This window comes from Paenibacillus brevis, assembly GCF_018919145.1.
Classification (GTDB): domain Bacteria; phylum Bacillota; class Bacilli; order Paenibacillales; family Paenibacillaceae; genus Fontibacillus; species Fontibacillus brevis.
In genome coordinates, this window is sequence record NZ_JAHLQJ010000010.1 from 37,857 (window position 1) to 62,474 (window position 24,618).

Here is a 24,618-nt window from a genome sequence, read left to right on the forward strand (position 1 = left end):
AATATGCCAAAGAAAATTAAGCTTAACGGTACCGTTGTTGGGGATCGCGATGCCTGGATCTATGACTGGCTTGAAATTCCGTATATCAGTCCGTCATCCGTTCACAAATCTCTCGAAGAGGCAGGTGGAGATGATATTGACGTTTATATCAGCTCCGGTGGCGGCAATGCTTGGTCGGGTTCAGAAATTCACACTGCGCTCAAAGAGTATCCGGGATTTGTTACGGTAAAAATCCCTTCAATTGCTGGTAGTGCAGCGTCGGTGATTGCCATGGCCGGTGATAAGATCTTGATCGCTCCAACCGCTCAAATCATGATTCATAATTCAGCGACTTGGACGGACGGGAACAAAGAGGATCACCAGCAAACTATGCAGATGCTCCAAAGCGTTGACGAAGCCATGGTCAATGCTTATGAATCAAAGACAGGCAAATCTCGTGAAGAAATTCGACAGTTGATGGAAAACGAGACATTCATGAATGCACAGCTAGCTGTTGAATTAGGATTTGCCGATGAAGTCATGTTTGCCACCGAAGAGGTGGAGCCTGTTGCAACCGCAAACCTTGCGGCAGAATTACCGCCAGCAATCTTGGACAAGTTTCGGACTAAGATCCTGGCGATGAATCAGGACAACCCCAAGACTTTAAATCAAAAAGAATTGACGCCCGAGACTATGGCTACCCAGCCTGTGCCAGAGGCAAACACAAAGGAGGTACTAACGACAATGGATATCAATGAATTGAGAGCTAAACATCCGGAGTTATTTGAACAAGTAAAAGCTGAGGTGAAGGACGAGGCGATCCAGGAAGAACGCCAGCGCGTAAATAGCCTGAATGCCCTGGCAAAGGCGCCGGGAGCTGCTGATATCGTAGCAAAGGCAATCGAAGCAGGTAAAACGGCGGCTGAGGCTGCAATCGAGATCGTCAACGCTTCAACTGAACGTATTTCCAGCGAAGCCCAAGCCCGCAAGGAAGATTCGGAAGCAAGTAATGCAAAAGACGTACTGTCCCAGGATGTTGATACGCCTGAAGCGAAAGCAGAAGCAGAAGAAGCGCAAGCTCAATCTGAGGTCGACGAAGTGACCGCAGAAATCCAACGTTTAACAGGGGGTAAGTAATCATGCCAGCATACGAAAGCCAACCTTACGACACATTAATAGCCGGTTATGTTCAGCCGCTAACGAAGGTGTCCGTCATCGTAAAGTCGGGGGCCGGAATCGTGAAACGCGGTACTGTTTTGGGTGTTATCGATCAGCTTCCTGAATCCGATCAGTACCATGGTATGTACATCGTAGCACCTGTCGATTCGTCCAAGACCGATGGATCCCAAGAACCGTTCGCTATCTTGGATGACCAGGAAGTCGATGCCACGACAGAAGATGTCAGGGCCACTGGATTCACCAGCGGTGAGTTTAACCGCCATGCGCTCATCTTTGGCGGCACAGATACGATAGAGACGCATGATGTAGCCATGCGCAAGATCGGATTCATCACAAAACGGATCGTAGAATAAGGGAGGATAAAACACATGCCAGACATTTACTCATTTCCACAACTCGTTAAAGTCGTTTCAGCGCTGCCGACGACATCGGAGTATATCACAAAAACCTTCTTTTCCGAAGGTGAAACCGGCTTAACCACAGAAATTGAAATCCAAACAATGCGCGGTAAGAATCGAATCGCGCCGTATGTTTCCGAATTGCAGACTGGTAAAATCTTGGCGCGCGATAAATTCGAGGCTCAACAGTATGCGCCGGTCCCGGTTAAACCGGCTCGGAACATTACGATGAACGACCTAAAAGCTCGGCAGGCTGGAGAGTTATTGTATGCTCCTGACAGCTTCGAGACTCGTCAGCGTAAATTGATCGCCAAGGACATGGTGGAGCTCAACGACTCTATCATTCGCAGGAAGGTTGAAATGGCTTCTCAGCTCATCTTCACCGGAAAGGTAATCCAGATCGGCGAAGGCGTCGAGCAAGAACTTGATTATGGTTTCTCTAACAAAATCACTCTCTCGGGCACCGATCTTTGGAGCAACGACGCTTCCGATCCAATCCGATTCCTTAATGGTCTGCGTCAATCCATCATGCAGAAGAACGGCCGCACTTCACGGCTGGTACTTGGTGCATATGATGCAATGACACGATTGACTCGGCACCCAGCGATTCTGAAACTGTTGGATAATAAGGGGCTTGATATCGGTAATGTTGACACCCGTCTTCTTCCGGACGGAGTCACCTATCATGGCTATCTGCGTGATGTAGGGGTAGACCTTTACAGTTATACCGGCAACTACACCGACGAGAATGGTGCAGAGCATCCTTTTATTCCAAACGGAACTATAGTGATGCTCCCTGATGGCAAACCATTTGAATTCCTGTATGGAGCCAACCCGGTTGCAATCGACAAGCAAATGAAGTTGGTTAATCTTCCGGTTGTGGCTCAGGTGTTTATGGACGAAAGAACGGCGGTCCGCACATTGGAACTCCAAAGCCGTCCGTTCCCTGTGCCTGAAAACATCGAAAACTGGTATGTAGCGAAGGTTATGTAACTAAAAATAAGGTGGGAAAATCTTTATGGGATACATCGCAAAAGAAAAAGTTCTTCACAGTGGCAGACAGTTTGAAATCGGCGAGGAAGTGCTGGGACTCAAAAAGGAAGAGGCAGAACGCCTCATCGAGCTCAAAGCTATCGAAGAGGAGAAAAAGGCCGCTAAGACCAAGGATGACCAAGCTTAGGAGTGGTGCTCCATGAACCTTAAGGATCAGATGGCGCTCGACGTCAAAAACGTCTTTATGAACCCTCTTGAGTTTGCGGAGCTGCACACGGTCACGACCTACACTGACGAGGTTAAGAAGGCCGGCCGTAAAGATCGCCAACTGCAGATGATCGTTGAGAAGTTTACCCTCGACGGCAAGCCGATCCAGAGCGCCGATGGTGTCTCTGCCCATAATGCAATTATCCATATTGATCCGCAAACTCTGGCATATACCCCTCGGGTTGACCAGAGTTTTTATTTGGACTTTTTGCAATATGCGGTCAAGGGCGTCTCCAATGACACAGGCATCCTTAAAATCGTGCTGCAAAAGAACGGGGTTGGTTAACCGTGGCTGATTTTATCGAGATCAAGGATAACCTCAAGCGGGTCAACAAATCGCTCAAGCAAATGGACGAGGCCGTCAGACAGGCGGTCCTGTCCAGCATTAACCGGGCGACGCAGCGGGCTAAGACGGAAACCGGCCGCAAGGTGAGGGAGAAGTACCTGGTCAAGCAAAAGGAAGTCCTAGAGACGATCAGCATCAAGAAGGCGAAGGGCAAGCATTTGTCTGCGACATTGACCTCAAAGGGGCATACGATCCCTCTGATCCGGTTCGCAGTCACTCCTCGCAAGCGACTCAAAAAACCACCTAAGGCGGTCAAAGCAGCTGTCTTCCGGGGCGGCGCTAAGAAGCCCATTCCGGGAGCGTTTATTGCTACTGCTGGCTCGCATCTAGGTGTGTTTGAGCGGGAAGGGAAGAAGCGGCTGCCGATCCGCGAACTACGTGGCCCTGCGGTGCCGTCGATGGCGGCAAATGAAGAGGTACGTGAGCATGCCCAAACTATTTATGGCGAGGAAATGCAGAAGCGGCTGCCGCATGAATTGGATCGTACGATTGGGAGGTTGTTAGGATGACACCAAGCACATTAATGGACAAGTTGCAGGAGTACCTGCAAGAGGCTACCAAAGAGGTGTTTCTGGGCCCGCATCGGCTTGCCCCGAACATCTTCAAGGTGGATCTGCCTCCGAGGGCTACTCCGGACTATGACCCGAGTCTCCCGTCGCTCCCAGTTACGGATATCCCACCAGCTACCGCCGACACTACACTGCCGGAGGAGAGGGATGAGCGGTGGCCGTTTATCATCATCACGTATGTGGACTCGGAGGACAACGACGAAGGATATCGGACTGCAACGATTGACTTTGTATTTGGATGCGAGGGAAGCGGGCCCGATGGCTACATGGATGTGTTACATCTGATGGAGCATGTCAGGGCTTTCTTGTTGCGAGAAACATGGGAGGGATGGCCGTGCAGGCTGTCCTTGCCGCTTAATATGGGGTTTTACGATGAGCAGGCAGATCCGTTTTGGATGGGCTACATGTCTACCAATTGGGATTTGCCTAGCATGGATAGGGAGGCATGGAAGCATGGCTGGTAATAAAAATCGCTCTGAAAAAGAGGAGCTGCTGCAAGATGGGCCGCAGGAACGGGTTGCGATTGCGAAGGAAGTTACGCCGCTGGTTGCGATTGAAACGAATGAGGTTGCCGAAGCAAAGGATCCTCCTGAGCAATTAATCTATATTGGGCCGCCGATCGGCAAGAACGGCATAGCGCTCCGGACACATCAAACCTTTATCGGAGGGCATCCAGCATATTACGAGAGCTTGTACACAGCCTATCCGCTGATCAAGAAACTGTTTGTCCCGGTGACAGAGTTGAGAGAAGCACAAAAACAAATCGCTACGGCTGGAACGGCGCTTAATATCGCTGTTCAGTCGCTGAAAGGAGTGTAAGGAATGGTAGAATTTCATGGCATCAAAGCGACTGAGACCTTTGCCCAGAGAGCAGCTGTCGCGCAGGCAAACACCCTGCCTGTTTATTTCGGAACGGCGCCTATCAATCTCGCTGCCGATCCTCAAGCAGCAGTCAACAAAGTAATCCTTGCGAGTGACTTTGAGGACTTCAAGCGCAAGCTTGGATACTCCGACAATTGGGAGTCCTTTACGCTTTGCGAAGTTGCATATGCGCACTTCGTGGATAACGAGCAGGGTCCGGTTGCCTTTGTCAATGTACTGGCTCTGGATGATGTGGAGGATACTCCAGGAGCTGCGGCTACATTTACAGATGGGCTCCACACGATCGATAAAGAGGGCGTGTTGAAAGCCTCTGTGACCGTCGAAGCCTCGGGAGGCGGTACGACCTACGCGCTGAACACGGACTATGCCCTGACGTTTAACGATGCAGGTAAGCTGGTAATCTCCATTATCCCGGGCGGAACCATCCCTGCAAACACAACATCTCTGCAAGTGGGGTACAAATCGTTAGATCCTTCGGCGGTTAATGCAGCACGGATCATCGGCGGTTCTGACGCTGTAACAGGAGTACGGACAGGGCTGGAACTGATCGAGGACGTATTTATCGAGACTACCTTTGTACCGAACCTCATCGTGGCTCCTGGATACTCTGACGACCCTACAGTGGCCGCTGTCATGGTCGCCAAAGCTAAGGACATCAACGGTCTGTTTGAAGCTCATGCGATCACCGACCTTGATGCTGGCCAGAAGTATGTGGACGCGGCAGCGTGGAAAGAAGACAACGGGTATACCGACCACCTGCAGACCAACACGTATCCTATGGCTGGCTATAAAGGGCGTGTCTATCACATGTCCACGCTGGTAGCTGCTGCTATGGTAGCGATCGACCAGCAAAATGGGGGCGTTCCGGTTCAAACCCCATCTAACCAGCCTATTACGGCAGACGCTCTCTTGTATGCCGATGGGACTGCGGTCAACATCCCATATGACCAGGCTAACGCGCTCAATGCAAATGGCATTGTTACAGCGATACGTTGGCAGGATGGTTTCCGTGCATGGGGAAACCGTACAGGAGCATATCCTGGGTTCACGGATGCACAGCGGGCGTTTATCCCGGTTCGACGGATGTTCTCTTACGTTAAAAATAATCTGGTCCTGCGTCACTGGAACAAGGTAGACAATCCGCTCAATCCACGTTTGATCAGTTCGGTGGCCGATGATGCTAACATCTGGATTAATGGTCTGGTAGGTGCAGGCTATCTGCTCGGTGGACGTGTCGAGTTCCGGGAGTCTGATAACCCATCTGATCAACTCGGCAATGGCAAGGTGGTTTACCGAGTGTTCATCACTCCTCCATCTGTTGGTCAAGAAATTGAATTCATCGTCGCTTACGACGCATCTTATCTGGCTGCATTAACGGCGGCTTAAGGAGGGAAAACCATGGCTGCAACTATTCCTATGAAACTGGATGGGGTCGCGTTGTTTACAGAGGGTAGCAATACCGACTTTGCTGTCGGAGACATCACGCTTCCATCCCTAGCAAATCTCACGGACTCGTTATCCGGAGCGGGCATCTTGGGGGAGGTTGAACTCCCATCTGAAGGTCACTACGGATCGCTAGAAATGGGCATTGCGTGGAGAACAATCTCTCGCGATGCCTTTGCTTTTATAAGCCCCAAAGTAACAGGGCTTGAAGTCAGAGGGGCTTTTAAAGAATTCGATAAGACAAAGGGCTATAAGGTTACCAAGTCAATCAAGGTCGTTGCTAGAGGTTTTAGCAAAGGCATTGACTTAGGCACGCTGGTAGTTAACGCCGCAACCGACACAACCAATACCATCGAGCTCACATACCTCAAGATTTTCATTGAGGGCGATGAGGTGTTTGAGTTGGATAAGTTTAATTACATCTGTCGCATTAATGGGGTTGACGTACAGTCTGATGTCCGCAAGGCCCTCGGCCTGGCATAAGGAGGAGAAAAATGGTTATGAAGGAATCCGAAAATACAGATACGGTAGTGCAAGAAACTAAGCAGGCCGGGACGGTGATCAAGCTGTCCCGGCCTTTTACTTGGGAAGGTGTCGAATACAAGGAACTTGACTTGAATTTCGAGAGGTTAACAGGCGATGAGATCGTCTCACTTGAGTCGGATTTTCTCGCTCTTAACGAGGGGAAGAATTTTATCCCATACATGAAGTCAGAGCATCCGGCGTATCAAGCTGTGCTGGCTGCCAAAGCGCTGGGAGTCCACTACAACTGCATGAAAAAATTGCCTGCAAAGGACTTTAACAGGGTGACCAAAGCGGCTAGGGATTTTTTGCGAGATTGGGATTGACCGAAGATCCGCCGGCTGAGCTAATGGAGATTTGCATTGTGATTGCTGAGGTCGGCGGCTCTCCTCTTGAATACATGGGTCGATCAATCCGTGAAATTTACAAATGGTATAAGGCGCGCAATGAGTTTGTGAGAAAGCGCAATGAGAGAATCGAAGAACTGAGGAAGAGCGGGGGTTGACCATGGCAAACAAAAAACAGTATGAAATGTCGTTCGAACTGAATGGAAAAATCGACCCCCGACTCACTCGGTCGTTTGATGATCTTAATCGGGATGTCACAGGTCTCGACAAGGACCTTAATCAACTTAAGCGTTCAAAAGGCTTGGATAAGGTTGCGCGGGATGCAGAGGATGCACAGGGCGCCTTTCGTGAGCTCCGGGAGAATGCCAAGGAGTTCGGGGAAGTATTCGAAAAAACGCTCCAATTCACCGGCGCACACAAGATCATTACGACCGTCGGGGATATGTTTGGGAACATGATAAGCGAGGTCGGCGCTCTTGATGACTCTGTGCATCAGATGGGCGCGTCTACCGGGGCGACCGTCGAACAGATGGCCGAGTTTAAAGATATCGCTAAGGACATCTATGAGGTTAATCTGGGCGAGGGCTTTAACGACATCGCAAATGCTCTTGTCAATGTCCAACGGACGACCAAGCAATCAGGCGACGAGCTGGAGCGAACTACCAAGAACGCACTAATGCTCCGCGACACCTTTGGTCATGACGTCAATGAGTCTGTCCGATCAGCCGACATGCTTATGCGGCAGTTTGGTCTTACATCTGAGCACGCCTATAACCTGATCGCCCAGGGGTCGCAAAAGGGATTAGACCGCACGGGTGAGCTGTTGGACTCCATCAACGAGTTCACACCGCAGTTTAAGACCCTTGGATTTACGGCAGACGAGATGTTTGACTTTTTCGCCACCGGCTTGGATGCGGGCGCGTGGAATCTCGATAAGGTTGCGGACATGGTTAAGGAGTTTGACAACCGCATCAAGGACGCTGGAGACGCCAATGCACAAGATGCACTCGCTCAGCTCTTTGCCCCTCCTGATATCGATGAGTTTGCAAAGACTCTCTCTAAGGGCTCCAAGGCAACCAAGGAGTACCAGGAGCTTGTTGCGCGTACCGATAAGAGTACAGCAGCGACGCTGGTTAAAAACCTTAAGGCTGGCGGTAAAAAAGGTGCTGACTCCATGCTGGCGCTTGCCTCCATATTGGGCGACTCTCAAAAGGTGCTGGATGGTCTGTCAAGCGGGTCGATGCGCGGAGCCGATGCTCTCAACATGATACTCGGCAAATTGGCGGCGATCGAAGATCCTATCGAAAAGCAAACGATGGGTATTGCCATCATGGGTACACAGTACGAGGATCTGGGTCAGCAGGTGATGGACTCCTTATCTACGGTCAACAGTCAGTTTGATAAGACGACAAACACCATGCAGCAGATCGAAGATGTACGTTACACCAGCGTGACCAAGGATATCCAAAAGCTTGGCCGCGAATTAATGGAGTCAGTAGTTATTCCGATTGGTGAGGAACTGCTGCCGGTGCTGCAAAATCTAGCCGCATGGGCATCCGAAAACAAGGATGTCATAAAGACGCTCGCGCTCAGCGTACCTGCAGGCATGCTGGCAAAAAATACGGTGTCTATGGGCAAGGACCTGGCGAAGGTTAGCAAGACGTTTCTCGGAACGGCTGGCAATGTCGGAAAGTTCGGCGGGGCGCTTGGGTTGTTAGGTGGCCCTATTGGATGGACTGTTCTTGGCGTTGGGGCACTTACAACAGTGGTCAGCGCCTACAAGAAGCACCAAGAAAAGGCGCGGCAAGAACTCATTAACATGGGCGATGCACTCGACAAGGCTTATGACGATTACTCGGGCGTAGAGACACAGACACGTAAAACCAAGGAACTAATAACCGAGTACGATCGCTTAACAACTAAGATCAAAAACACCAAAACTCCCGCTGATGAACTCACAGAGGCGCGGCGAAAGTTAGCGATTGTGGAGCAGGACCTGATCGATCTAAATCCAGATATACTGCGGGCAGAGGACGCGAAGAGTGATAGATTCCGGGAACAGTTAGGACTCGCTGATCAATTGAACAGTTCTCGATCAGAAATGCAACGGCGAGAGATGGAAATGTCAGTTTTTGAAGCTCAACAAAACCTCCCAACTCTATTAGAAGAGTATGACGAATTGAACAAAAAATTAGCTGAAAGTGACGCAGCATATTTAGAAGCTAAGAGAAGTTACGCTCAATATGCTGAATATCTCAACAAGCATCACGAAATTGTAAACAACCAAGCGTTATCATATGACGAAGTAAACCAGAAACTAAGCGAACTGGCGCAACAAATTTACCAGGACACGGGGCTTGACTACAGCGGAAACTTTGCAAATATGCAGTACGATGCTGAACAGGCCAAGAAGGCTATCGACAGTAACTTCGAGAGTTGGAAAAAGGCTCAAGAGGAAATTTCGAAATCTGAACAGAGCTTCCAATCCTACTATGACAACCAGAAGAAGCTAATCGAGTTGGATTTGGGCGGTACTTTGACGGATTACGCAGCAAAGTATGCCGAGCTGTCCGAGGCCGAAAAGCAGCAATTTGAAAGTGCGATGCAAAACATGTCCGAACTAAACCGGGAAATGGACATGATCCCCGATGCGAAAAAGGTGAATATCGAACTTGTCTGGCAGCAGACTGGGCAGGTACCTGACTTTTCGACTCCAGCAGGCAAGGCACTCAAGCAGATACAACTACGTGATCCCGGGTTTAATGGTTACGCCAATGGGGGCTATGTTGAGTCACCGGAGCTTGCATGGGTGGGCGAAGGTCGAAGCCCAGAATGGATTATCCCGGAGAACAATTCAAGGCGCTCTCGGTCGCTGTATGCGGCTGCTGGGGAGGCTTTGGGATATAACCCTGGCGGCAACTTCGCCCCGGTGTTTAGCCCGCACATTGTTGTGCAGGGTAATGCTGATGAGCAGGTAATCAGGCAGGTGGTCTCCGAGTCGCAACGTGACTTTGAACAGAAGATGAAACGATATTATGAGCAGCAAAAGCGGGTGAGTTTCGGATGACAACTTACATCACAATTCAAGGGGATACCTTCGACGGTATCTCCTTTCGTTTGTTCGGGGAAGAACGGTTTGCGGTCAACCTCATGAAGGCAAATCCGACACAGCTCAATACAGCGGTGTTTAGTGCCGGGGTAGTGCTGACAGTGCCGGATATCCCGGCGGAGCAGTCTGACGAGCTACCTCCATGGAAACGGGAGGGATAGCCGTGTCAACAGTACAGGATGCACGCAGGGCAGTTCTGGCGGTCACGTATAACGGCAAGACGATCACCAAGGACTTAGCAGAGTATTTACTTGAGTTTATCTACAACGATGCATCGTCGGGAACCTTGGATGACATCCAAATCCAGTTAGCTGACCGCGACCGTAAATGGCAAAACGCATGGAATCCGGCTGAAGGTGATGCCATAAAGGCCGAGATACAAACAGTTAACTGGAGTAAGGCTGGGGAGACTAAGTCTCTGCCACTCGGATCATTTGAGGTAGATAGTATTGAGGTTGCAGGACCCCCTGACACGGTTATGATTAAGGCTATCTCTCTACCTGCAGGATCCTCTGCACGGGGCGAGAAGCGTTCCAAGGATTGGGAGAAGGTCACGTTAAAGACTATAGCAGCTGATATCGCCAAACGGGCTAAATTAAAATTGATCTATGAAGCATCAGGGAACCCATCCTATGATCGCCTTGAACAGTCCGATCAATCAGACTTGGCCTTTTTGAATGAGCAAGCAAAGCAGGAAGGGGTGGCGGTTAAAATTGCATCAGGGAGCTTGGTGCTGTTTGATGAAGCAGAATACGAGAAAAAGCCGGCTGTCGCTACAATAGAGCGGGGCAAAGACAACGTCATCTCCTATCGTTTTAGTTGGGGGACGGCTTATACCGCATACAGGTCCTGTGAGGTATCGTATAAACCTCCGAAGGCCAAGAGCACGATTAAGTACACCTACACGCCTCCCGGCGCTCCTAAGACAGGACCGATGCTCAAGGTCAAGCAACAGGTAAGCTCACAAGCTGAAGCACAGCGTCTTGCACGTAACAATCTTCGTGAAAAGAATAAAGAGGCCGGAAAGTCTTCGCTCACCCTTGTTGGTGATATCCGAATGGCGTCCGGTCTTACAATTGATGTCGTGGGCTGGGGACGCTTTGACGGGAAGTACATCATTGACAGTTGCAGACACCAGATCGACGGCGGGGGATATACAACGACAATGGAAATCAGAAAGGTCTTGGGGTGGTAGTAATGAGCAAATTCATACAAGCAGGCATAGTATCCAGCGTAGACGCTGCGGCTGGCACGGTGCGGGTAACTTTCCCAGATCAGGATGATCGGGTCTCGGATGCACTTCCCGTCCTCACGCCGGGCGGCTGGGGGCGTGGCAATGCTCTTCCTTTGCCGGGGGAAAGCGTGCTCTGTGCTTTCCTTGGAAACGGGTCTGCTGGGTTTTGCTTGGGCACCTATTACACCGACGACGAAACGCCCCCGGGAACGCCACAACAGTGGGGGGTGTGGTTTGAAGACGGTAGTCAGGTCTATTATGACCGGATGCTCAAGCAACTCATTGTAAAGGCTGCTGGGGGCGTTAAAATCGAAGGCGATCTGGAAGTGACCGGATCAATTAAGAGGGCGGGTGAGATATTGTGAATCAAATCGGCAGTTTGGGCAGCATCGTCTTTACAGTTACGCCCGATACTATCCGCACCTTTACAGAGTTCACCCGCACCTCTGCCAGTCGTTGGGCTAATCATGAGGTGCTTGGAAAAAAGCCCGTATCCCAATTTATCGGACCGGGGCTGGATACGGTCTCGTTTACGATGCATCTGGACGTACGGTACGGTATCAATCCCCGTAAAGAGTTGGATGCCTTGGTCGAGCTGGAGCGATCTGGCAAGGCAATGCCGTTGATTATTGGCGGCAAAGGGATCGGGGTTAGCAAGTTTAAAATCACATCCCTTGAGCAATCGTGGACTGAGATCGACAATAGGGGCAACCTGCTCAAGGCGTCGGCATCCATCACATTGGAGGAATACGCATGATTTATACAGTGGACATGCTCACACCGGGATCATGGGTGGACTTTGCTCCAGCGTCAACAGCTGCCGAAGTCGGGCAGAACATCCGGACGATAGTCAGCACATATCTAGGATCGTCTCCGGGAGCTCGGACGATCGGCATTGATTACTCCGATGTCCTTGATGGTCCTATCCCGGTGTTAAAGGCTCGGCTGGCCGGCATCATTACAACAGCCATCATGGAGCAGGAGCCACGAGCGGTGATTGTGAGCATTGATTTTTTGGAGACAGAAGAGGAGTCAGCTTTGTACGGTAGGTTGGTGCCGGTCATTAAATACGCTCTTGCAGAGGAGGCGACGACTTGAGCAGCTTTGACACACTTACGGATATCGACTTTGTGGACGTTGATGCCGCAGAGATCGAAAACAATATCATAACAATTTTCGAAGGCCTAATCGGCAGCCCCCTGTATCCAGCGGACCCGAGAAGGCTTTTCTTAATGTCGCTGGCTCAGATCATCATCCAGCAGCAGGCGTTGCTCAATCACAACAAAAAAGTGGACTTGCTTAAATATGCGAGTGGTTCGGTGCTGGATCATATCGGCGCTCTTTACGATGTGTCTCGACTGCCGGAAGAGGCGGCAATCACCACCCTGCAATTTAACCTCTCCATTCCGCTCACCTCAGCAACGATCATCCCGGCTGGCACCCGAGTAGGTCCACAAGGCAGCGGAGGGACGATTTACTTTGAGACCGCCCAAGTTATAGAGATCCCTGCAGGTGGAGTATCGGGGACGGTTATCGCTTATTGTTCGGTCGGTGGTGCCTCCGGAAATGGCTTTTTACCCGGGCAGGTCAATACCCTGATTGACCCCTTGCCATTTGTCCAAAGCGCCACCAACCTGACCGCAAGTTCAGGAGGAGCTGAAGCTGAGACAGACAATGCTTTTCGTGAGCGAATAAGGACAGCCCCGGAGAGCTTTTCCGTCGCTGGGCCAGAGGGAGCCTATCGGTATTGGGCGATGACTGCAAGCCCGTCGATAGTGGATGTGGCAGTTACCTCTCCAGAGCCTCGCGAGGTGGTCGTAGTGCCTTTGCTCCAAGGTGGCGGGTTGCCGTCACAGGATGTACTGGACGATGTAGCAGCGGTGCTCAACGACCGCACTGTACGCCCCCTGACTGATCTGGTGACCGTACAAGCGCCTGAAACGGTGAGTTATCACATTACACTCACCTATTACGTGGATCGGGCGAGAGCGGCAGAAGCGGTCAATATACAAGATGCAGTGTCGGCGGCGGTGGACGCATATCGGCTCTGGCAAAAATCTAAGCTTGGTCGAGACATCAACCCATCGGAATTGATCTGGCGGGTGATGTCGGCAGGGGCGCTGCGAGTGGAAGTCGCAAGTCCAGTCTTTACGAATGTAGGAGAGCTGCAGGTGGCTCAGGATGCGGCAGTCAATGTGGTCTATGGAGGTCTTGCCGATGATTGATCTCAAGAGCCTCAGCATACTTGATATGCTGCCAGATAACCTCAAGCGGGATCCTAACATAGCGGCAGCAGCAAAGGCACTAGATAGCAGCTTGCAGGGACTGTCAGAGCAAATCATGAAACTCCCTCGATTCCAGCGACTCGACCAATTGAACGACGATGAAGCCGACGAATTAGCCTGGCAGTTCCATGTCGACTTTTACGACCCAGACCTGCCGATTGAGCAAAAGCGAGAACTGGTCAAGAATGCATTTTTATTTCACCGCCGAAAGGGGACGCCTGCGGCCGTAGAGGAACTGATAGAAATCCTCTTTGGAACAGGGCAAGTGGAGGAATGGTTCGAATATGGCGGAGAGCCGGGATACTTTCGGGTGCGCACCACTGACCAATCAGCGACTAATGAGAGAGCACAGGAGTTCATCCGGGCTGTCGATTCGGTCCGAAGGCTTTCAGCTCATCTGGAATCTGTCATCTTAGAGGAAACCATTCAAGCTAATGACCTTTACTTCGGAGGCACATTGCATATCGGCGAATTTATCACAATAGGGTAGGTGATCTAAGTGAGCTCATGGAGCTATGCATTAACAAATAAAGGGCGGCAGCTGCAGGCAAAAGCGCAAGCGGGCGCTCAGTTGAGCTATACCAGGATGGTCGTTGGTAGCGGATCGCTTAGCGGCCAGTCTCTTGAGGCGATGACGGCGCTGATTACCCCTGTGAAGGACTTGGCAATCGAAAGGATTAGGCGTCCGCCGGGTACAACGAGAGCGCTCATTGGGGCGACCCTGAGAAATCAAGGCGTTACGACGGGGTTCTTTTTGCGCGAGGTCGGTATATTTGCCACTGACCCCGATGACGGTGAGATTTTGTATATGTACGCCAATGCAGGTACAACCGCCGATTACATCGCCCCCCAAGGTGATGGAGTAATCGAGAAGGCGATAAACATGAACGTCTTTGTCGGAGCCGCTGCGAATATCACAGCAAACATTGATGAGTCACTTGTTTATGCTACCAGGCAGGAGCTTGCTGAGGCGATAGCAGGGATAAATATCGGCGATGCTTCCTTGACCGAAAAAGGCGTGACGCAGCTTTCCAGCAGCACCAACAGCAACGCAGAGGACAAAGCAGCAACCCCGAAGGCTGTCAAAACTGTCAATGAAGCAGCGTTGGCCGCCCAGAATACGGCCAACGCTGCCAACCTAGCAGCTGCCGCAGCACAGACAACGGCTAATGCGTCTTTAACAGCTGGCAATGAGCGAAAAGCGGAAGTGGTTGCCGCGCTTGTTGCCCTTGGGGTATCGGCATCCACTTCGGATTCTTGGGCGACACTTATTAGTAAGATGACCGCGATTATCAAGGCAACGGGTAATGCAACAGCTGCTGATTTGTTGACGGGTAAAACGGCATCTAACGCTAATGGACCTATTACAGGCACGATGCCAAACCGAGGTGCTGGAGGCACGGTCACACCGGGAACAACCAACCAAACGCTGGCAGCGGGGTATTATAGTAGTCCGATTACGGTGTTGGGGGATACTGATTTGGTAGCTAGTAATATCAGGAATGGGGTTGATATTTTTGGAGTGGTCGGATCACTTCAGCCGAGTCTAATGGCTCAACTGCAGATAAGATCGAATTCGGTTCAAGCAAGGTTTCAATATGCGGATAATTCGAACGAAACTAATATGTACTCCTTGACTGCTACTGGACTTGCCTTTAAGCCACGTGTAATCATAGTGTACAACCCCTCTGCATTTTCAGCCGATAGGGCATTTACTTTTTATGCTGCTGATTTTGATGATGGTATTTATCCAAACACGATTAAATTTGGAAATTTCACAGGCGGCGTAAGTACCTCGCGAACAGTGATTAACTTTAAAGCAGATGTTTTACCTGCACAAGTAACAAACACTGGATTCACTCTGCCAGTTGCCTTAGCGGGCGCTCTTTACGAGGTGCTTGTCATGGGGTGAATTACAAGCTAATCACATTTAGAGAGGTGTTGACAATGATAAGGATGTTTAAGAGCAAAGATTTTGTACGAGCTGTTGAATTTACTGACTTTGCATCAATACAGATGATCGTCCAGCTAACGGGCATGGGGATGACATTGGACGTATCGCCGACAGGATCACTGAGATCCATCACACTTAAAAACGGCACTACAACAGTAGTGGCGATCCCCGGTCAGTTTGTCTATAAGACCAATACCGGCACCGTGGGTGTGTGCAATCTGGAGTACCTGGAAGAAAATTTCGAAGAGGTAACACCAGCTGAATAGAGATCAGAGACAGCGCCGCAAGGCGTATTTTTTATGCCCTCGGAGTGGGTCCGGGGGTTATCTTTTTTGACAGAGTTGATCGGGGGAGAATGGGATGTCGGAGAAAGGTGTGGTGACCATTGAGGAGATCCAAGCGCGACAGGAAGAGATAAGCCGACAATTACAGGCCATGAGTACAGAGTTTACAAGGCTTGCTGCGGAATCTATAGCGGATCAGGCGAGGTTTAAGCTTATCGAGCAACAAGGGGAACGTCACGAAGCGGAGATCAGGGAACTCAAAGACTCCACACGTCTTATGCAGATACAGTTTGAACAGGTAATGTCCAAGATCGACACGTTGGAAATGAAGCTGTTTAACTGGCTCCAGCAATCGCAGCAGGACAGCGCTAAGGAACGCACCACGAGTCAGAAACAGTGGATGCAGTTCCTTCAATTTGTTTTGGGTGGCACGATCGTTGCAATCGTGACCTACGTTTTTACGAGAGGGGGATAAGGACATGCAAGCACGTAAGCAAGGCAATGCGCAGGGTATCGACGTATCCCATTGGCAGGGAGACATCAAGTGGCAGCAAGTCAAGGCTGATGGCCGCGCCTTTGCCTTTATTAAGGCGAGCCAGGGCACCAAGAGGGTCGATCCTAAGTTTGTTACTAATGCCAAAGCGGCAAGGGCTGCAGGTGTGCTGATCGGCGCCTATCACTTTGTTGATGCAACGACGATGGAAGCGGCCAGAGTAGAGGCAAGGCACTTCCACGCGACCATGCAGACGGCCGGAGTGGCCTTCGATCTGCCGCCGGTGATGGATTATGAGAACAACCCGGGCAATATCAGCAGGTCCGCAATCAATGATGTAGCGGAGGCGTTCTTGCAGGAGATTGAGCGCCTAACCGGGCGGCAGCCGCTGATCTATACGGGCAATAGCTTTGCGCATAACTTTGGCAAAGAGTTGAGCAAGTACCCAATCTGGATAGCCAGATATAACACCAAACCGCCGACAGATGTCCCCGCATGGTCCAAGTGGGATATTTGGCAGTACAGCGACGCGGGCAAGGTGCCGGGTATCGCTGGGAATGTGGACCTGAATGAATTTAACGGCACTCTGGACGAGCTGCGAGCATGGGCGTCCGGATCCGGAACAAAGGAGGAACCGAAGGTGGAGCAGAGAGACGTTAGCAAGGTGAGTGCGTGGGCTGAAAAAGACTGGGCCGAAGCCGTGGCAAACGGCTACTTTGACGGAAATAACCCAGGAGCCGAAATGACCCGGGAACAGACGGCCATAGTGATCAACCGGCTGAGACGCAACTTTTTGAAGTTGATCGCCGGTAACACCGCTCGAATCGAGGAGATTGAGCGCCAGTTAGTAAATATTGAGCACGGGGAGGATTTACAATGAAAAAGAAAAGATGGCGGAACTATGCTTTGTGGATCAGTATCATTTCACAGGCGCTTCTGCTCCTGCAGTTGCTGGGGCATGTTACTGGACTATATGAGATCACGGACATCATGCAGCAGGACATCATGACCATTGTTAACGTGATCTTGGGTCTGCTGGCAACATTGGGGATCATCAGCAACCCCACTAAGCCGGATAGCGGCGGATATAACTTATAGACATGCGAAAGCCCCTGACCTATGAGGTTGGGGGCTTTTTTGTATACATCACAGCAAATATGGAGAAATTACTATTGTCAAAGTATAATTATGTAAAATTTTCAAAAAGAAAGCCTTGTGGGTATACAAATAATAAGAGAAAGTGTAAGATTAGCATCAAAAGAGATAAATCATAAGAATATGTGTTCTTGTGCATTTTTGAGAATGGAGGTGGAAAGGTTTGAGTTCAATTGATATTGCGAAATGGTTCATACTTAACAATTCGGACACTAATTCAGAATCATGGGATAGCAAAATCAAACTACAAAAGCTTCTTTTCTATTCTCAAGCAATGCACTTAGCTGTAACCGATCAGCCGTTATTTACCGAAAGAATTGAAGCTTGGAAATTCGGGCCTGTAGTAAGGGAAGTATATAACCAAGTGGAGCGTAATAGTTTAATAACGATGGTGAGCTACTTCGGTGATCGCGTTGATTCAAAAGTTAACTCGGAAGTAATTCAGATGTTGAAGACAGTTAACTTTATTTATGGACAAAAGTCTAGTTATGAATTAGTTGACTTGACCCATGCTGAAGAGCCATGGAAATCATTAGAGAATCAAGCGAAAGAGCAGAGAAATCCAGAAATTAAAATTGATGCTATAAAAAAATATTACCGATCTCTGAAGGATGTGTTTGAAGCCCACAAAGATTTTGATTTTGACTCGCACACTTCACAAAATATTAACGGAAATCGTTTTGTCTACAATATAAAGGAAACAGCACTGAATCCATCAGACATCACTGATTTGCGCAACTTAGGACATGAGGTTACAGGACAATCCTTTTTTGTTTACAAAGATGAATCTGGGGAATTGGTGGTTTATTAGCTTATGGATTTTTGCTGTGGAACGATATTCATGAGAAGAGGAATTAAATTCAAGGATGGCGGATACGATACAAGTAGATTTGGTCATCCAACAATTATACCCCTAGATTTAGGATTTGGAGATTCTGTCGCATATTTCCTTTCGACCACAAGCCAAGTTGAAATTTATCCTCAGCGAGAACAAGAGTACTACTTGGTAAACTCAACAAGAAACGGATTCAAAAAACCATCATTAATAAACTTGAAATTTATTTATAAAGCACCACATGGTTTTTCTCCACCTGGAATTGGTTGTATTAAGCCGGAAGATTTCTACAAAATGATTGCCAAATTTGTTGCATATCAAGAAATAACTCCGGATGAGTACTATGAAGAATTATTTCCGCGCATACAAGGTTATTTAAACTAAAGAACATTAGATATTATTAAATTCATGCTTATAACAAAAAAGCCCACTAACCTATACGGTCGGTGGGCTTTTTTTCGTTTATGTAGTTACGTGCTTGATGTCGGCTAGCGGAATCCACGCTGCGCCGCCATGTGCTTTGATCTTAACCCTGCTGCGATCCTCGGGCCAGCTCGGCATCCCCGAGAGCTTTGACCCATCATCCAGCAGCAGCGACAGCGGTTTGCAAGCCTGTATTGCTTTATTTATGTATGTATACATATTTCACCTCCAAGAATTAACTTCTACATATTGGATAATAATCCTTTTTGCAGTTCTTGAATACTTATCCGTGTATCGCATATAATACAAACAAACGTTCGTATTTTTGTGAGGTGTAAAAAATGAGCGAAAAGGTAACAGGAATAATTGATAATGTGGATAGACAGTTGGTCAGGGACAGTGTAGTCTTGCAAAATCTACTCGTGATGCTGCAAAAGAGCGGCGCTGAGTTAAAGATAATGGGCACATTACTTGAGAGGGCCTACGCCATGTCTCAGCGTGTAATTGAGGATATGGTAGTAGCAGATGGTAAGGTCAATAGGGCGGCGCTCAAGGATCGGGACATCAAGGTATATCGTGAGGAGCAACAAGGCCTGGTTATTTACTATTACTTTACTTGCCGGGGGCGTGAGGAACGATTCGGAGTGACGAGGGATGTGCTTAGGTCGGAGATTAGCTTACGTTTGAGCAAGTATGTATCCGAGCTGGGCAAGATGCTAAAGGATACTGGGCAGCATGCTTGATGATCTGGAGCGCAAGCTGCTTCGGGTGCTTAGTAACTATAGGCATTCGCACAGATCCATGCCCATCGAAAAGGACCTGGTACGGATGATGGGCCGAAAAATGCCGGTGATCAATCGGGGCTTATTGGGCTTAGAGCAAAAAGGCTATATTGAGTGGCGGCCTCCTTACCTGGACACGATCAGGGTTAAGGAGGCGTGGGATAGGGATGGCATTCAAAAGGAGCAGAAACAGAAGATAGACATGGACAACAATGCATACTTCACACAGTATTAAAGGCCCTTGCGGGCCTATTTCTTTGTCTTCAGCCGGTCATATATTTCTTTCACTTCGTCATACGCTCGCATTTTCATAAGCTGAGTTATTCTCCCGAAATCATCCTTGTCGTCTCCGGTATAGCCTTCATTAATTCGCTCTATATTTGCTATGGATATTTTCGCAATGTTATCATCTATCTCCCCTTCGACCTCATATGTAGACAGATAGATTTTTACATCGCTCATCATGCTTTCCTTGTCTGCACTCTGAGGGTTTCCGCAAGCGGAAAGTACCACTACGAGCACCATAATCCATAATAAATTTTTCATAATTTCACCTCTTTTTGATTTATGACATGAGAACTTTGATCAGAATAACACAGAGAATAATCAGGATAGCTATCCCTATCCAATTTACCTTTTTACCATACCTATGAGTGCTCTGAATATCATCTGTATCATTACTACTGGCCCTGTGGTCGCTATAATGTTGAGTAGACGAATGTGCATATGATCTTAGCTGATCATTCGGAGTTGATGCTTTTTGAGCAGGGAGGCGGGCTGTCTTGGTTTTGCTTATCCCAAACTCGCTAGAAAGATATTCAGCCGTTTGCTTGTATGCAATAGTTGTTGTGGAGCCCCCATACACTTCAGTTTCCCAATCCCCTTCATTTTCAATAACCATTTTCCCGAAGTATCGTAGCGACTCTCCGGTGTACTTATTCATCGAATTTATAAAAGAACTATTTTTTAGCTGACTATCTGCAAATGAATAGAACTTCTCTTTTAGGGGCGAGGTATCTAAGTTGGAATGCCTGTCGTCTGAAAGATATCGGTAAACGCAGAATGTAAAAAATGCGATCTTATCTCGTAGCTCAAGAGCATCAAAAACCTTATTATACATCGACTTTTTACCTATGTAGGGAGAATGCTCAATATTACGTGCATCGGCAAAATCCACAAGCCCAGGATCGGGATCATACTTATCGTTCTTCTCGTACCTTGATAAAAGGGCGCTCAGATCATATCCGTCGATATCATCAGGAAAACTGATTCCAACACCTCTTGCATATTCTAGTTGCCTTTCACTAGGCGCTTCTAGTGGCACTTCCTTAATATCGATAGGCTCCAGATAACCATCGATTAGAAGTTGTTCTTTTGCTTCTTCAATCGATTTTGCTTTAATATGTACTGACCTCTTGCGCTTTGTTATAGAGTACAAAGCAGTACCTTCAAAATATCTAGGTTTCACGATAGCCCCCTCCTGATATCTTCATTCACTTAAGAGTTTACCAGAAGTAGGAAATCAGTTCTATGATTTTCGATAGGAGTTTACAAAAGTACAATTCATCTGGTATTATTTTCTTCATACCATACTAATTAATTGGGGCCCCTAGCATGCGCTTAATGGGGAGATTCTAAACCAAACTTTTCACCGTCGTTATTTTTTCGATAGTGAGTGGGGTAATTCGATCAACGAACTGCGAGCAATATCAAAGACGGTAGTATCTTCCGGAACGGATTATGGCCGTTGCAGTTCAAGGATTAAGCATGATCACTTTTAAAAAAATCAGTAATGATATAGTTTTCTATCATTCTGATGATTTGGAAGTGTTCACTTTCCTTGAATTTGCAACGGCCTTTTTGCGTTCACGAGAAAGGTGGTGTTTTCCGAAAAGCGTCCTTTTAACAGCCTGCCATTAGATAGACTTTTGGGTTATTTTACAAGTGAGTAATTCGACATTTTGCGACAGCGGGAATTAGTGGAAAGATTTAGAATATGGACAAGGAGCATCACCCTATTGGTTGATGGTTTTCTCAGGGAGAGCCAATGAATCAGCTCAGCTCCTGTCTCGGACAATCTCAAGGATGTACAAATCTGTGATGCGGCAGCCTAATATTTGGGCGGCGTTAATAGCGAATTCAAGAGACATTTTGCGAGATCCCCTAATGATTTTGTTTACATATTGCGGGGAAACTCCCATACGTCTAGCGAATTCAGCTTGTGTCAACCCGGCATCATTGAGCCTGTCCTGCAGGAGGCAATCCCCGAGTATGTAACCCATGGGAAGCTCCTTTCATTTCAGTAAACGATTCATTTATTTTCAGAACAAATGTTCTCGTTTTATGTTCGGTTTTATGGTATGCTCGTCTTAACATCTCATTCGGAAAATAATTACTTCTAGGAGGAATGACTTTTGCCTAAACCTGAAATTGACCTCGAAAAACTAATCTGTAAATTAAAACAACGTGGAGTGGATGTAATCGAAGTCGAACAATACCTCACCCTCGTTATTTCTTCCAACGTTTCAAAGCCGCTTCAAGAAGCTCAATAACATCGTCTGCCTCGTCTTTGCTAAGGGCATGTCCTTTGTAAGTAAGTTTGTACTGGTTTAAACGTTCAATGGGAATGTCCGCTAACTCCGACTCTTCATGAGGGTCGGGGTTTTTTATTTCCGAAGCCTCCCCATATTGATTTGTATCTGCCACACCAATAATGTAATCCACGGTTGCTCTTAAAACCGGAACAAGTTTGGCGGCAATCTCGGTCGTAAGGCGCCGCTCCCCTTTTTCAATGTCGTAATAATATTGCGGAGTAATTTCAAGTTGTTTCGCCACCGCAATCCCACTTAATCCACGCTTTTTTCTTAATTCTTTTAATCGATTATTGACCTCAGCCACCAATTGACAACTCCTTATATGAAAAGTTTCAAGTCGTTATTAAGCATTTTGCTGTAATGAATCATAACATTGCACTAAAAATTAAACAATCAGCATTTTGTTGATAAACTGAGCATTTTGAAGCATTTTGATTATATTATCAGCAATATGCTGTTTATTTAAACATAATGCTTAAATTTGCTCATTTACACATAACAGCATAATGCTTATTATTGGGTCATGGAGGTGAACACAAATGAACTTCACAGAAGCAGTAAAGCAAGCAATGGACGCAAGAGGAATGAGTAGAGCCGATTTGGCAAGAGCAACCGGTCGAAGCTATCAATATATCAGCGATCTACTTAAAGGAGAGCGTCGTTGGCATGAACTTATCATCAATGAAGTTTGTGAAGCTCTCGAAATCAAAATCGAGTTCACTGGCATTGCAATTGATGGGGAGGAGGAAAGTCCCGAATTTATCGACAGATTTACAAATGATAACAACCGAGATGGACACGCGGAAAGTGAGGTGATCACTTGAGTCGAAGGCGAGTTTCCAAAGAAACCCTACTGCGATTGGCAGAACAAGTCGGTGTAGAACTTATTTTCAACAAGATGTGGGTTCGCAAGGTTGGCGAAGAAAAATCAAGGAAGCGGAAGGAGATGTACTTCCATTTGAACTCAATAGTAAAAAGGAGGGAAAAGAAGATGAACAACTTACAGATCATTAATCAAAACGGTCAATTGCTGGTTGATAGTCGAGAGGTTGCCGCCATGATCGAGGTTAGGCATTCTGATTTGTTGGAGCGCATCGGAGGATATATCCGTTATTTAGAAAACGGAAAATTCCGTTCTCAGGATTTCTTTATTTCCAGCACATATAAAGTCGACGGGAACAACAAGACATACGATTGCTACCTAATCACCCGCAAAGGATGTGACATGGTAGCCAACAAAATGACCGGGGAGAAGGGCGTGCTCTTTACGGCTGCATATGTAACCCAATTTGAGGAAATGGAGAAATCCCTCAGCCTTTCGGGAATGAGCAAGGAACTTCAAGCGATATTTATGCTCGATCAGCGCACTCAGGCTTTCGAATCTCGCGTGTCACATTTAGAAAACAACACGACCATTGACTACGGCCAGCAAAACGACCTGCAGCTACTAGCAAACAAGACGATCGTTGAGGTGCTTGGCGGAAAAGGTAGCCCGGCATATCTGGACAAGACGATCCGAGGCGAAGCATATTCGGCACTATGGCGGGACTTCAAAGGCTATTTCAACACCAACTCCTACAGAAACACCTTAGTAAAAGATTTCGACAAGGCGAAGGAATATGTTAGCGGCTGGCGGCCACACGGGAAGTTACTGCGGGATATAGAGCAGGCTAACTCTCAAATGGCCTTCAGCTAAAATCATCAACCGCTCTTTGACAACTGAAAAATTGATAGAAACCTTAGTTCCATACAGCAAGGGGGCGGTATATTGCCGCATCCTTACAAATGAAAGGAGAGTGACCACATGGCAATAATGGTCCACCCGGTACACCGCCGGATGGCAGAACTGTTAAGCAAAATGCAGGCCGGTACGTTAAGCATTTTTGAGGCGGGCGAAATGATGCATTGTTTACGAGTAAACGCTGATCTGGTCCATAAGATTGACGGATACAAGGAAGCGGCATACGCCGGGCAGGTCATTGGGAATATGGACTTGGTACAGCACTTTGCCGCAAAACTCGACGAAATGGAGGCGAAGTACACCTGAAAACCGAGCAGCACCAAAATTCATAGGAAGGGAGGTTAAAAGAGTATGAAAACTAAGGACACCTTGAAGACATTATCCGAAACAACGTTGACAAATGCATTACGTTGGGCGAATAGACGTTTTTCGTCCGAAGCACCTGTATCAAAAGAAGAGACGATCCTCTTGGAGAGAATCGTCATGGTATCAGCGGATTTGGTTGCAATGACCAACTTGGAATAGCATCAGTAACCCCTTTGAACTCACTGACGAATTTCGTTTTCGATGTCCGAAGAAATGCGCCTGTTGTTCGCAACAATGGCTTTTGAAGCGGCATTAATAATTTGATCTAAGTCATGTTCGCTTACTGAATCTAGTTTGTTCTTAAGATTTTTAGCCAATTCAGATTTAATCGATGATTCACTTAAACCAACTGTGTTCAAACATAAAACCTCCTTCCTCGAATTAGTCAGTCCAGACAACTACTCAATTCGACAGGGAGCGAGAAAATCCTATCCATAA

38 protein-coding genes are annotated in these 24,618 nt (G+C 47.9%); 32 read left to right on the forward strand and 6 right to left on the reverse strand.

The genetic code is table 11. The features are described from left to right. Positions 1 to 3: 3 nt before the first annotated feature. The 26 genes from KQJ23_RS12490 (at position 4) to KQJ23_RS12615 (ending at position 18,658) form a co-directional block, all read left to right on the forward strand. Positions 4 to 1,116, forward strand: a complete 1,113-nt coding sequence (locus KQJ23_RS12490) for a head maturation protease, ClpP-related (RefSeq protein WP_216479222.1) — start codon at positions 4 to 6, stop codon at positions 1,114 to 1,116. Between the two features lie 2 nt (positions 1,117 to 1,118). Next, the gene (locus KQJ23_RS12495) at positions 1,119 to 1,511 is read left to right on the forward strand and encodes a head decoration protein (protein ID WP_216479223.1); all 393 of its coding nucleotides are present in this window, start codon (positions 1,119 to 1,121) and stop codon (positions 1,509 to 1,511) included. Positions 1,512 to 1,526: 15 nt separating this feature from the next. Further along, positions 1,527 to 2,549, forward strand: coding sequence for a major capsid protein (locus KQJ23_RS12500; RefSeq protein ID WP_216479224.1), 1,023 nt, complete (start codon positions 1,527 to 1,529; stop codon positions 2,547 to 2,549). A gap of 25 nt (positions 2,550 to 2,574) precedes the next feature. After that, positions 2,575 to 2,736, forward strand: a complete 162-nt coding sequence (locus tag KQJ23_RS12505; protein ID WP_216479225.1) for a hypothetical protein — start codon at positions 2,575 to 2,577, stop codon at positions 2,734 to 2,736. Between the two features lie 12 nt (positions 2,737 to 2,748). Further along, complete coding sequence (locus tag KQJ23_RS12510; protein WP_216479226.1) at positions 2,749 to 3,102, forward strand: hypothetical protein; 354 nt, start codon at positions 2,749 to 2,751, stop codon at positions 3,100 to 3,102. Positions 3,103 to 3,104: 2 nt separating this feature from the next. After that, positions 3,105 to 3,671 (forward strand): phage tail protein, encoded by a 567-nt coding sequence (locus tag KQJ23_RS12515; RefSeq protein WP_216479227.1) that lies wholly within the window; start codon positions 3,105 to 3,107, stop codon positions 3,669 to 3,671. Next, on the forward strand, positions 3,668 to 4,195 hold the full coding sequence (locus KQJ23_RS12520) for a hypothetical protein (RefSeq protein WP_216479228.1): 528 nt from the start codon (positions 3,668 to 3,670) through the stop codon (positions 4,193 to 4,195). The genes KQJ23_RS12515 and KQJ23_RS12520 overlap by 4 nt, the downstream gene beginning before the upstream one ends. Further along, the gene (locus KQJ23_RS12525; protein WP_216479229.1) at positions 4,185 to 4,550 is read left to right on the forward strand and encodes a hypothetical protein; all 366 of its coding nucleotides are present in this window, start codon (positions 4,185 to 4,187) and stop codon (positions 4,548 to 4,550) included. Before KQJ23_RS12520 ends, KQJ23_RS12525 begins: the two co-directional genes overlap by 11 nt. Positions 4,551 to 4,553: 3 nt before the next feature. Then, on the forward strand, positions 4,554 to 5,999 hold the full coding sequence (locus KQJ23_RS12530) for a phage tail sheath family protein (protein WP_216479230.1): 1,446 nt from the start codon (positions 4,554 to 4,556) through the stop codon (positions 5,997 to 5,999). Between the two features lie 12 nt (positions 6,000 to 6,011). Next, a complete protein-coding gene (locus KQJ23_RS12535) occupies positions 6,012 to 6,539 on the forward strand; it encodes a phage major tail tube protein (protein WP_216479231.1) in 528 nt (175 codons plus the stop codon). 17 nt (positions 6,540 to 6,556) lie between these two features. Next, positions 6,557 to 6,904 (forward strand): phage tail assembly protein, encoded by a 348-nt coding sequence (locus KQJ23_RS12540; RefSeq protein ID WP_216479232.1) that lies wholly within the window; start codon positions 6,557 to 6,559, stop codon positions 6,902 to 6,904. Positions 6,905 to 7,085: 181 nt separating this feature from the next. Further along, the gene (locus tag KQJ23_RS12545) at positions 7,086 to 9,992 is read left to right on the forward strand and encodes a phage tail tape measure protein (protein ID WP_216479233.1); all 2,907 of its coding nucleotides are present in this window, start codon (positions 7,086 to 7,088) and stop codon (positions 9,990 to 9,992) included. Further along, positions 9,989 to 10,195: a tail protein X gene (locus KQJ23_RS12550; protein ID WP_216479234.1), complete on the forward strand. Its 207-nt coding sequence runs from the start codon at positions 9,989 to 9,991 to the stop codon at positions 10,193 to 10,195. The genes KQJ23_RS12545 and KQJ23_RS12550 overlap by 4 nt, the downstream gene beginning before the upstream one ends. Positions 10,196 to 10,197: 2 nt before the next feature. Further along, positions 10,198 to 11,229, forward strand: a complete 1,032-nt coding sequence (locus KQJ23_RS12555; protein ID WP_216479235.1) for a phage late control D family protein — start codon at positions 10,198 to 10,200, stop codon at positions 11,227 to 11,229. A 2-nt stretch (positions 11,230 to 11,231) separates the two neighbouring features. After that, complete coding sequence (locus tag KQJ23_RS12560; RefSeq protein WP_216479236.1) at positions 11,232 to 11,633, forward strand: phage baseplate assembly protein V; 402 nt, start codon at positions 11,232 to 11,234, stop codon at positions 11,631 to 11,633. Beyond that, complete coding sequence (locus tag KQJ23_RS12565; protein ID WP_216479237.1) at positions 11,630 to 12,025, forward strand: phage tail protein; 396 nt, start codon at positions 11,630 to 11,632, stop codon at positions 12,023 to 12,025. The genes KQJ23_RS12560 and KQJ23_RS12565 overlap by 4 nt, the downstream gene beginning before the upstream one ends. Next, complete coding sequence (locus tag KQJ23_RS12570; protein WP_216479238.1) at positions 12,022 to 12,366, forward strand: lysozyme; 345 nt, start codon at positions 12,022 to 12,024, stop codon at positions 12,364 to 12,366. Before KQJ23_RS12565 ends, KQJ23_RS12570 begins: the two co-directional genes overlap by 4 nt. Positions 12,367 to 12,557: 191 nt before the next feature. Continuing rightward, positions 12,558 to 13,493, forward strand: a complete 936-nt coding sequence (locus tag KQJ23_RS12575; protein WP_346779392.1) for a baseplate assembly protein — start codon at positions 12,558 to 12,560, stop codon at positions 13,491 to 13,493. After that, positions 13,486 to 14,043: a phage tail protein I gene (locus tag KQJ23_RS12580; protein WP_216479240.1), complete on the forward strand. Its 558-nt coding sequence runs from the start codon at positions 13,486 to 13,488 to the stop codon at positions 14,041 to 14,043. Before KQJ23_RS12575 ends, KQJ23_RS12580 begins: the two co-directional genes overlap by 8 nt. A 9-nt stretch (positions 14,044 to 14,052) precedes the next feature. Continuing rightward, the gene (locus KQJ23_RS24120; RefSeq protein WP_216479241.1) at positions 14,053 to 15,465 is read left to right on the forward strand and encodes a tail fiber protein; all 1,413 of its coding nucleotides are present in this window, start codon (positions 14,053 to 14,055) and stop codon (positions 15,463 to 15,465) included. 44 nt (positions 15,466 to 15,509) lie between these two features. Then, positions 15,510 to 15,773: a hypothetical protein gene (locus tag KQJ23_RS12590; RefSeq protein ID WP_249529726.1), complete on the forward strand. Its 264-nt coding sequence runs from the start codon at positions 15,510 to 15,512 to the stop codon at positions 15,771 to 15,773. Positions 15,774 to 15,867: 94 nt separating this feature from the next. After that, a complete protein-coding gene (locus KQJ23_RS12595) occupies positions 15,868 to 16,266 on the forward strand; it encodes a hypothetical protein (RefSeq protein WP_216479242.1) in 399 nt (132 codons plus the stop codon). A 4-nt stretch (positions 16,267 to 16,270) separates the two neighbouring features. Continuing rightward, positions 16,271 to 17,164, forward strand: coding sequence for a glycoside hydrolase family 25 protein (locus tag KQJ23_RS12600; RefSeq protein WP_216479243.1), 894 nt, complete (start codon positions 16,271 to 16,273; stop codon positions 17,162 to 17,164). Next, positions 17,161 to 17,382, forward strand: a complete 222-nt coding sequence (locus KQJ23_RS12605) for a phage holin (RefSeq protein ID WP_216479244.1) — start codon at positions 17,161 to 17,163, stop codon at positions 17,380 to 17,382. The genes KQJ23_RS12600 and KQJ23_RS12605 overlap by 4 nt, the downstream gene beginning before the upstream one ends. Positions 17,383 to 17,602: 220 nt before the next feature. Beyond that, positions 17,603 to 18,250 carry a Panacea domain-containing protein gene (locus KQJ23_RS12610; RefSeq protein WP_216479245.1) on the forward strand — a complete coding sequence of 216 codons (648 nt, stop codon included), beginning with the start codon at positions 17,603 to 17,605 and terminating at the stop codon, positions 18,248 to 18,250. 30 nt (positions 18,251 to 18,280) lie between these two features. Further along, positions 18,281 to 18,658, forward strand: coding sequence for a hypothetical protein (locus KQJ23_RS12615; protein ID WP_216479246.1), 378 nt, complete (start codon positions 18,281 to 18,283; stop codon positions 18,656 to 18,658). Between the two features lie 78 nt (positions 18,659 to 18,736). On the opposite strand, the gene KQJ23_RS12620 is transcribed toward KQJ23_RS12615, so the two are convergent. Continuing rightward, positions 18,737 to 18,916, reverse strand: a complete 180-nt coding sequence (locus KQJ23_RS12620) for a hypothetical protein (protein ID WP_216479247.1) — start codon at positions 18,914 to 18,916, stop codon at positions 18,737 to 18,739. 122 nt (positions 18,917 to 19,038) lie between these two features. Here KQJ23_RS12620 and KQJ23_RS12625 point away from each other — a divergent pair, with 122 nt between their 5' ends. Further along, a complete protein-coding gene (locus tag KQJ23_RS12625; protein ID WP_216479248.1) occupies positions 19,039 to 19,440 on the forward strand; it encodes a YhjD family protein in 402 nt (133 codons plus the stop codon). Next, a complete protein-coding gene (locus tag KQJ23_RS12630) occupies positions 19,433 to 19,714 on the forward strand; it encodes a hypothetical protein (protein WP_216479249.1) in 282 nt (93 codons plus the stop codon). Before KQJ23_RS12625 ends, KQJ23_RS12630 begins: the two co-directional genes overlap by 8 nt. 14 nt (positions 19,715 to 19,728) lie before the next feature. Here the strand turns inward: KQJ23_RS12630 and KQJ23_RS12635 are convergent, their stop codons facing one another. The 4 genes from KQJ23_RS12635 to KQJ23_RS12650 all read right to left on the reverse strand — a co-directional run bounded on the left by KQJ23_RS12635 (position 19,729) and on the right by KQJ23_RS12650 (position 22,377). Continuing rightward, on the reverse strand, positions 19,729 to 20,025 hold the full coding sequence (locus tag KQJ23_RS12635; RefSeq protein ID WP_216479250.1) for a hypothetical protein: 297 nt from the start codon (positions 20,023 to 20,025) through the stop codon (positions 19,729 to 19,731). A 19-nt stretch (positions 20,026 to 20,044) separates the two neighbouring features. After that, on the reverse strand, positions 20,045 to 20,947 hold the full coding sequence (locus KQJ23_RS12640) for a hypothetical protein (protein ID WP_216479251.1): 903 nt from the start codon (positions 20,945 to 20,947) through the stop codon (positions 20,045 to 20,047). A 589-nt stretch (positions 20,948 to 21,536) separates the two neighbouring features. Beyond that, positions 21,537 to 21,761 (reverse strand): helix-turn-helix transcriptional regulator, encoded by a 225-nt coding sequence (locus KQJ23_RS24180; RefSeq protein WP_212942046.1) that lies wholly within the window; start codon positions 21,759 to 21,761, stop codon positions 21,537 to 21,539. Between the two features lie 226 nt (positions 21,762 to 21,987). Next, positions 21,988 to 22,377 (reverse strand): helix-turn-helix domain-containing protein, encoded by a 390-nt coding sequence (locus KQJ23_RS12650; protein ID WP_212942047.1) that lies wholly within the window; start codon positions 22,375 to 22,377, stop codon positions 21,988 to 21,990. A gap of 235 nt (positions 22,378 to 22,612) precedes the next feature. Here KQJ23_RS12650 and KQJ23_RS12655 point away from each other — a divergent pair, with 235 nt between their 5' ends. The 4 genes from KQJ23_RS12655 to KQJ23_RS12670 all read left to right on the forward strand — a co-directional run bounded on the left by KQJ23_RS12655 (position 22,613) and on the right by KQJ23_RS12670 (position 24,339). After that, positions 22,613 to 22,897, forward strand: coding sequence for a helix-turn-helix domain-containing protein (locus tag KQJ23_RS12655; protein WP_212942049.1), 285 nt, complete (start codon positions 22,613 to 22,615; stop codon positions 22,895 to 22,897). Positions 22,898 to 22,932: 35 nt separating this feature from the next. Continuing rightward, positions 22,933 to 23,769 (forward strand): ORF6C domain-containing protein, encoded by an 837-nt coding sequence (locus KQJ23_RS12660; protein ID WP_249529728.1) that lies wholly within the window; start codon positions 22,933 to 22,935, stop codon positions 23,767 to 23,769. Positions 23,770 to 23,877: 108 nt separating this feature from the next. Beyond that, positions 23,878 to 24,120 (forward strand): DUF7667 family protein, encoded by a 243-nt coding sequence (locus KQJ23_RS12665; protein WP_216479252.1) that lies wholly within the window; start codon positions 23,878 to 23,880, stop codon positions 24,118 to 24,120. A gap of 45 nt (positions 24,121 to 24,165) precedes the next feature. Next, entirely contained in the window at positions 24,166 to 24,339 is a 174-nt protein-coding gene (locus tag KQJ23_RS12670; RefSeq protein ID WP_216479253.1) for a hypothetical protein, read from the forward strand. Positions 24,340 to 24,359: 20 nt separating this feature from the next. On the opposite strand, the gene KQJ23_RS12675 is transcribed toward KQJ23_RS12670, so the two are convergent. Continuing rightward, positions 24,360 to 24,539 carry a hypothetical protein gene (locus KQJ23_RS12675; RefSeq protein WP_216479254.1) on the reverse strand — a complete coding sequence of 60 codons (180 nt, stop codon included), beginning with the start codon at positions 24,537 to 24,539 and terminating at the stop codon, positions 24,360 to 24,362. Between the last annotated feature and the right edge of the window lie 79 nt (positions 24,540 to 24,618).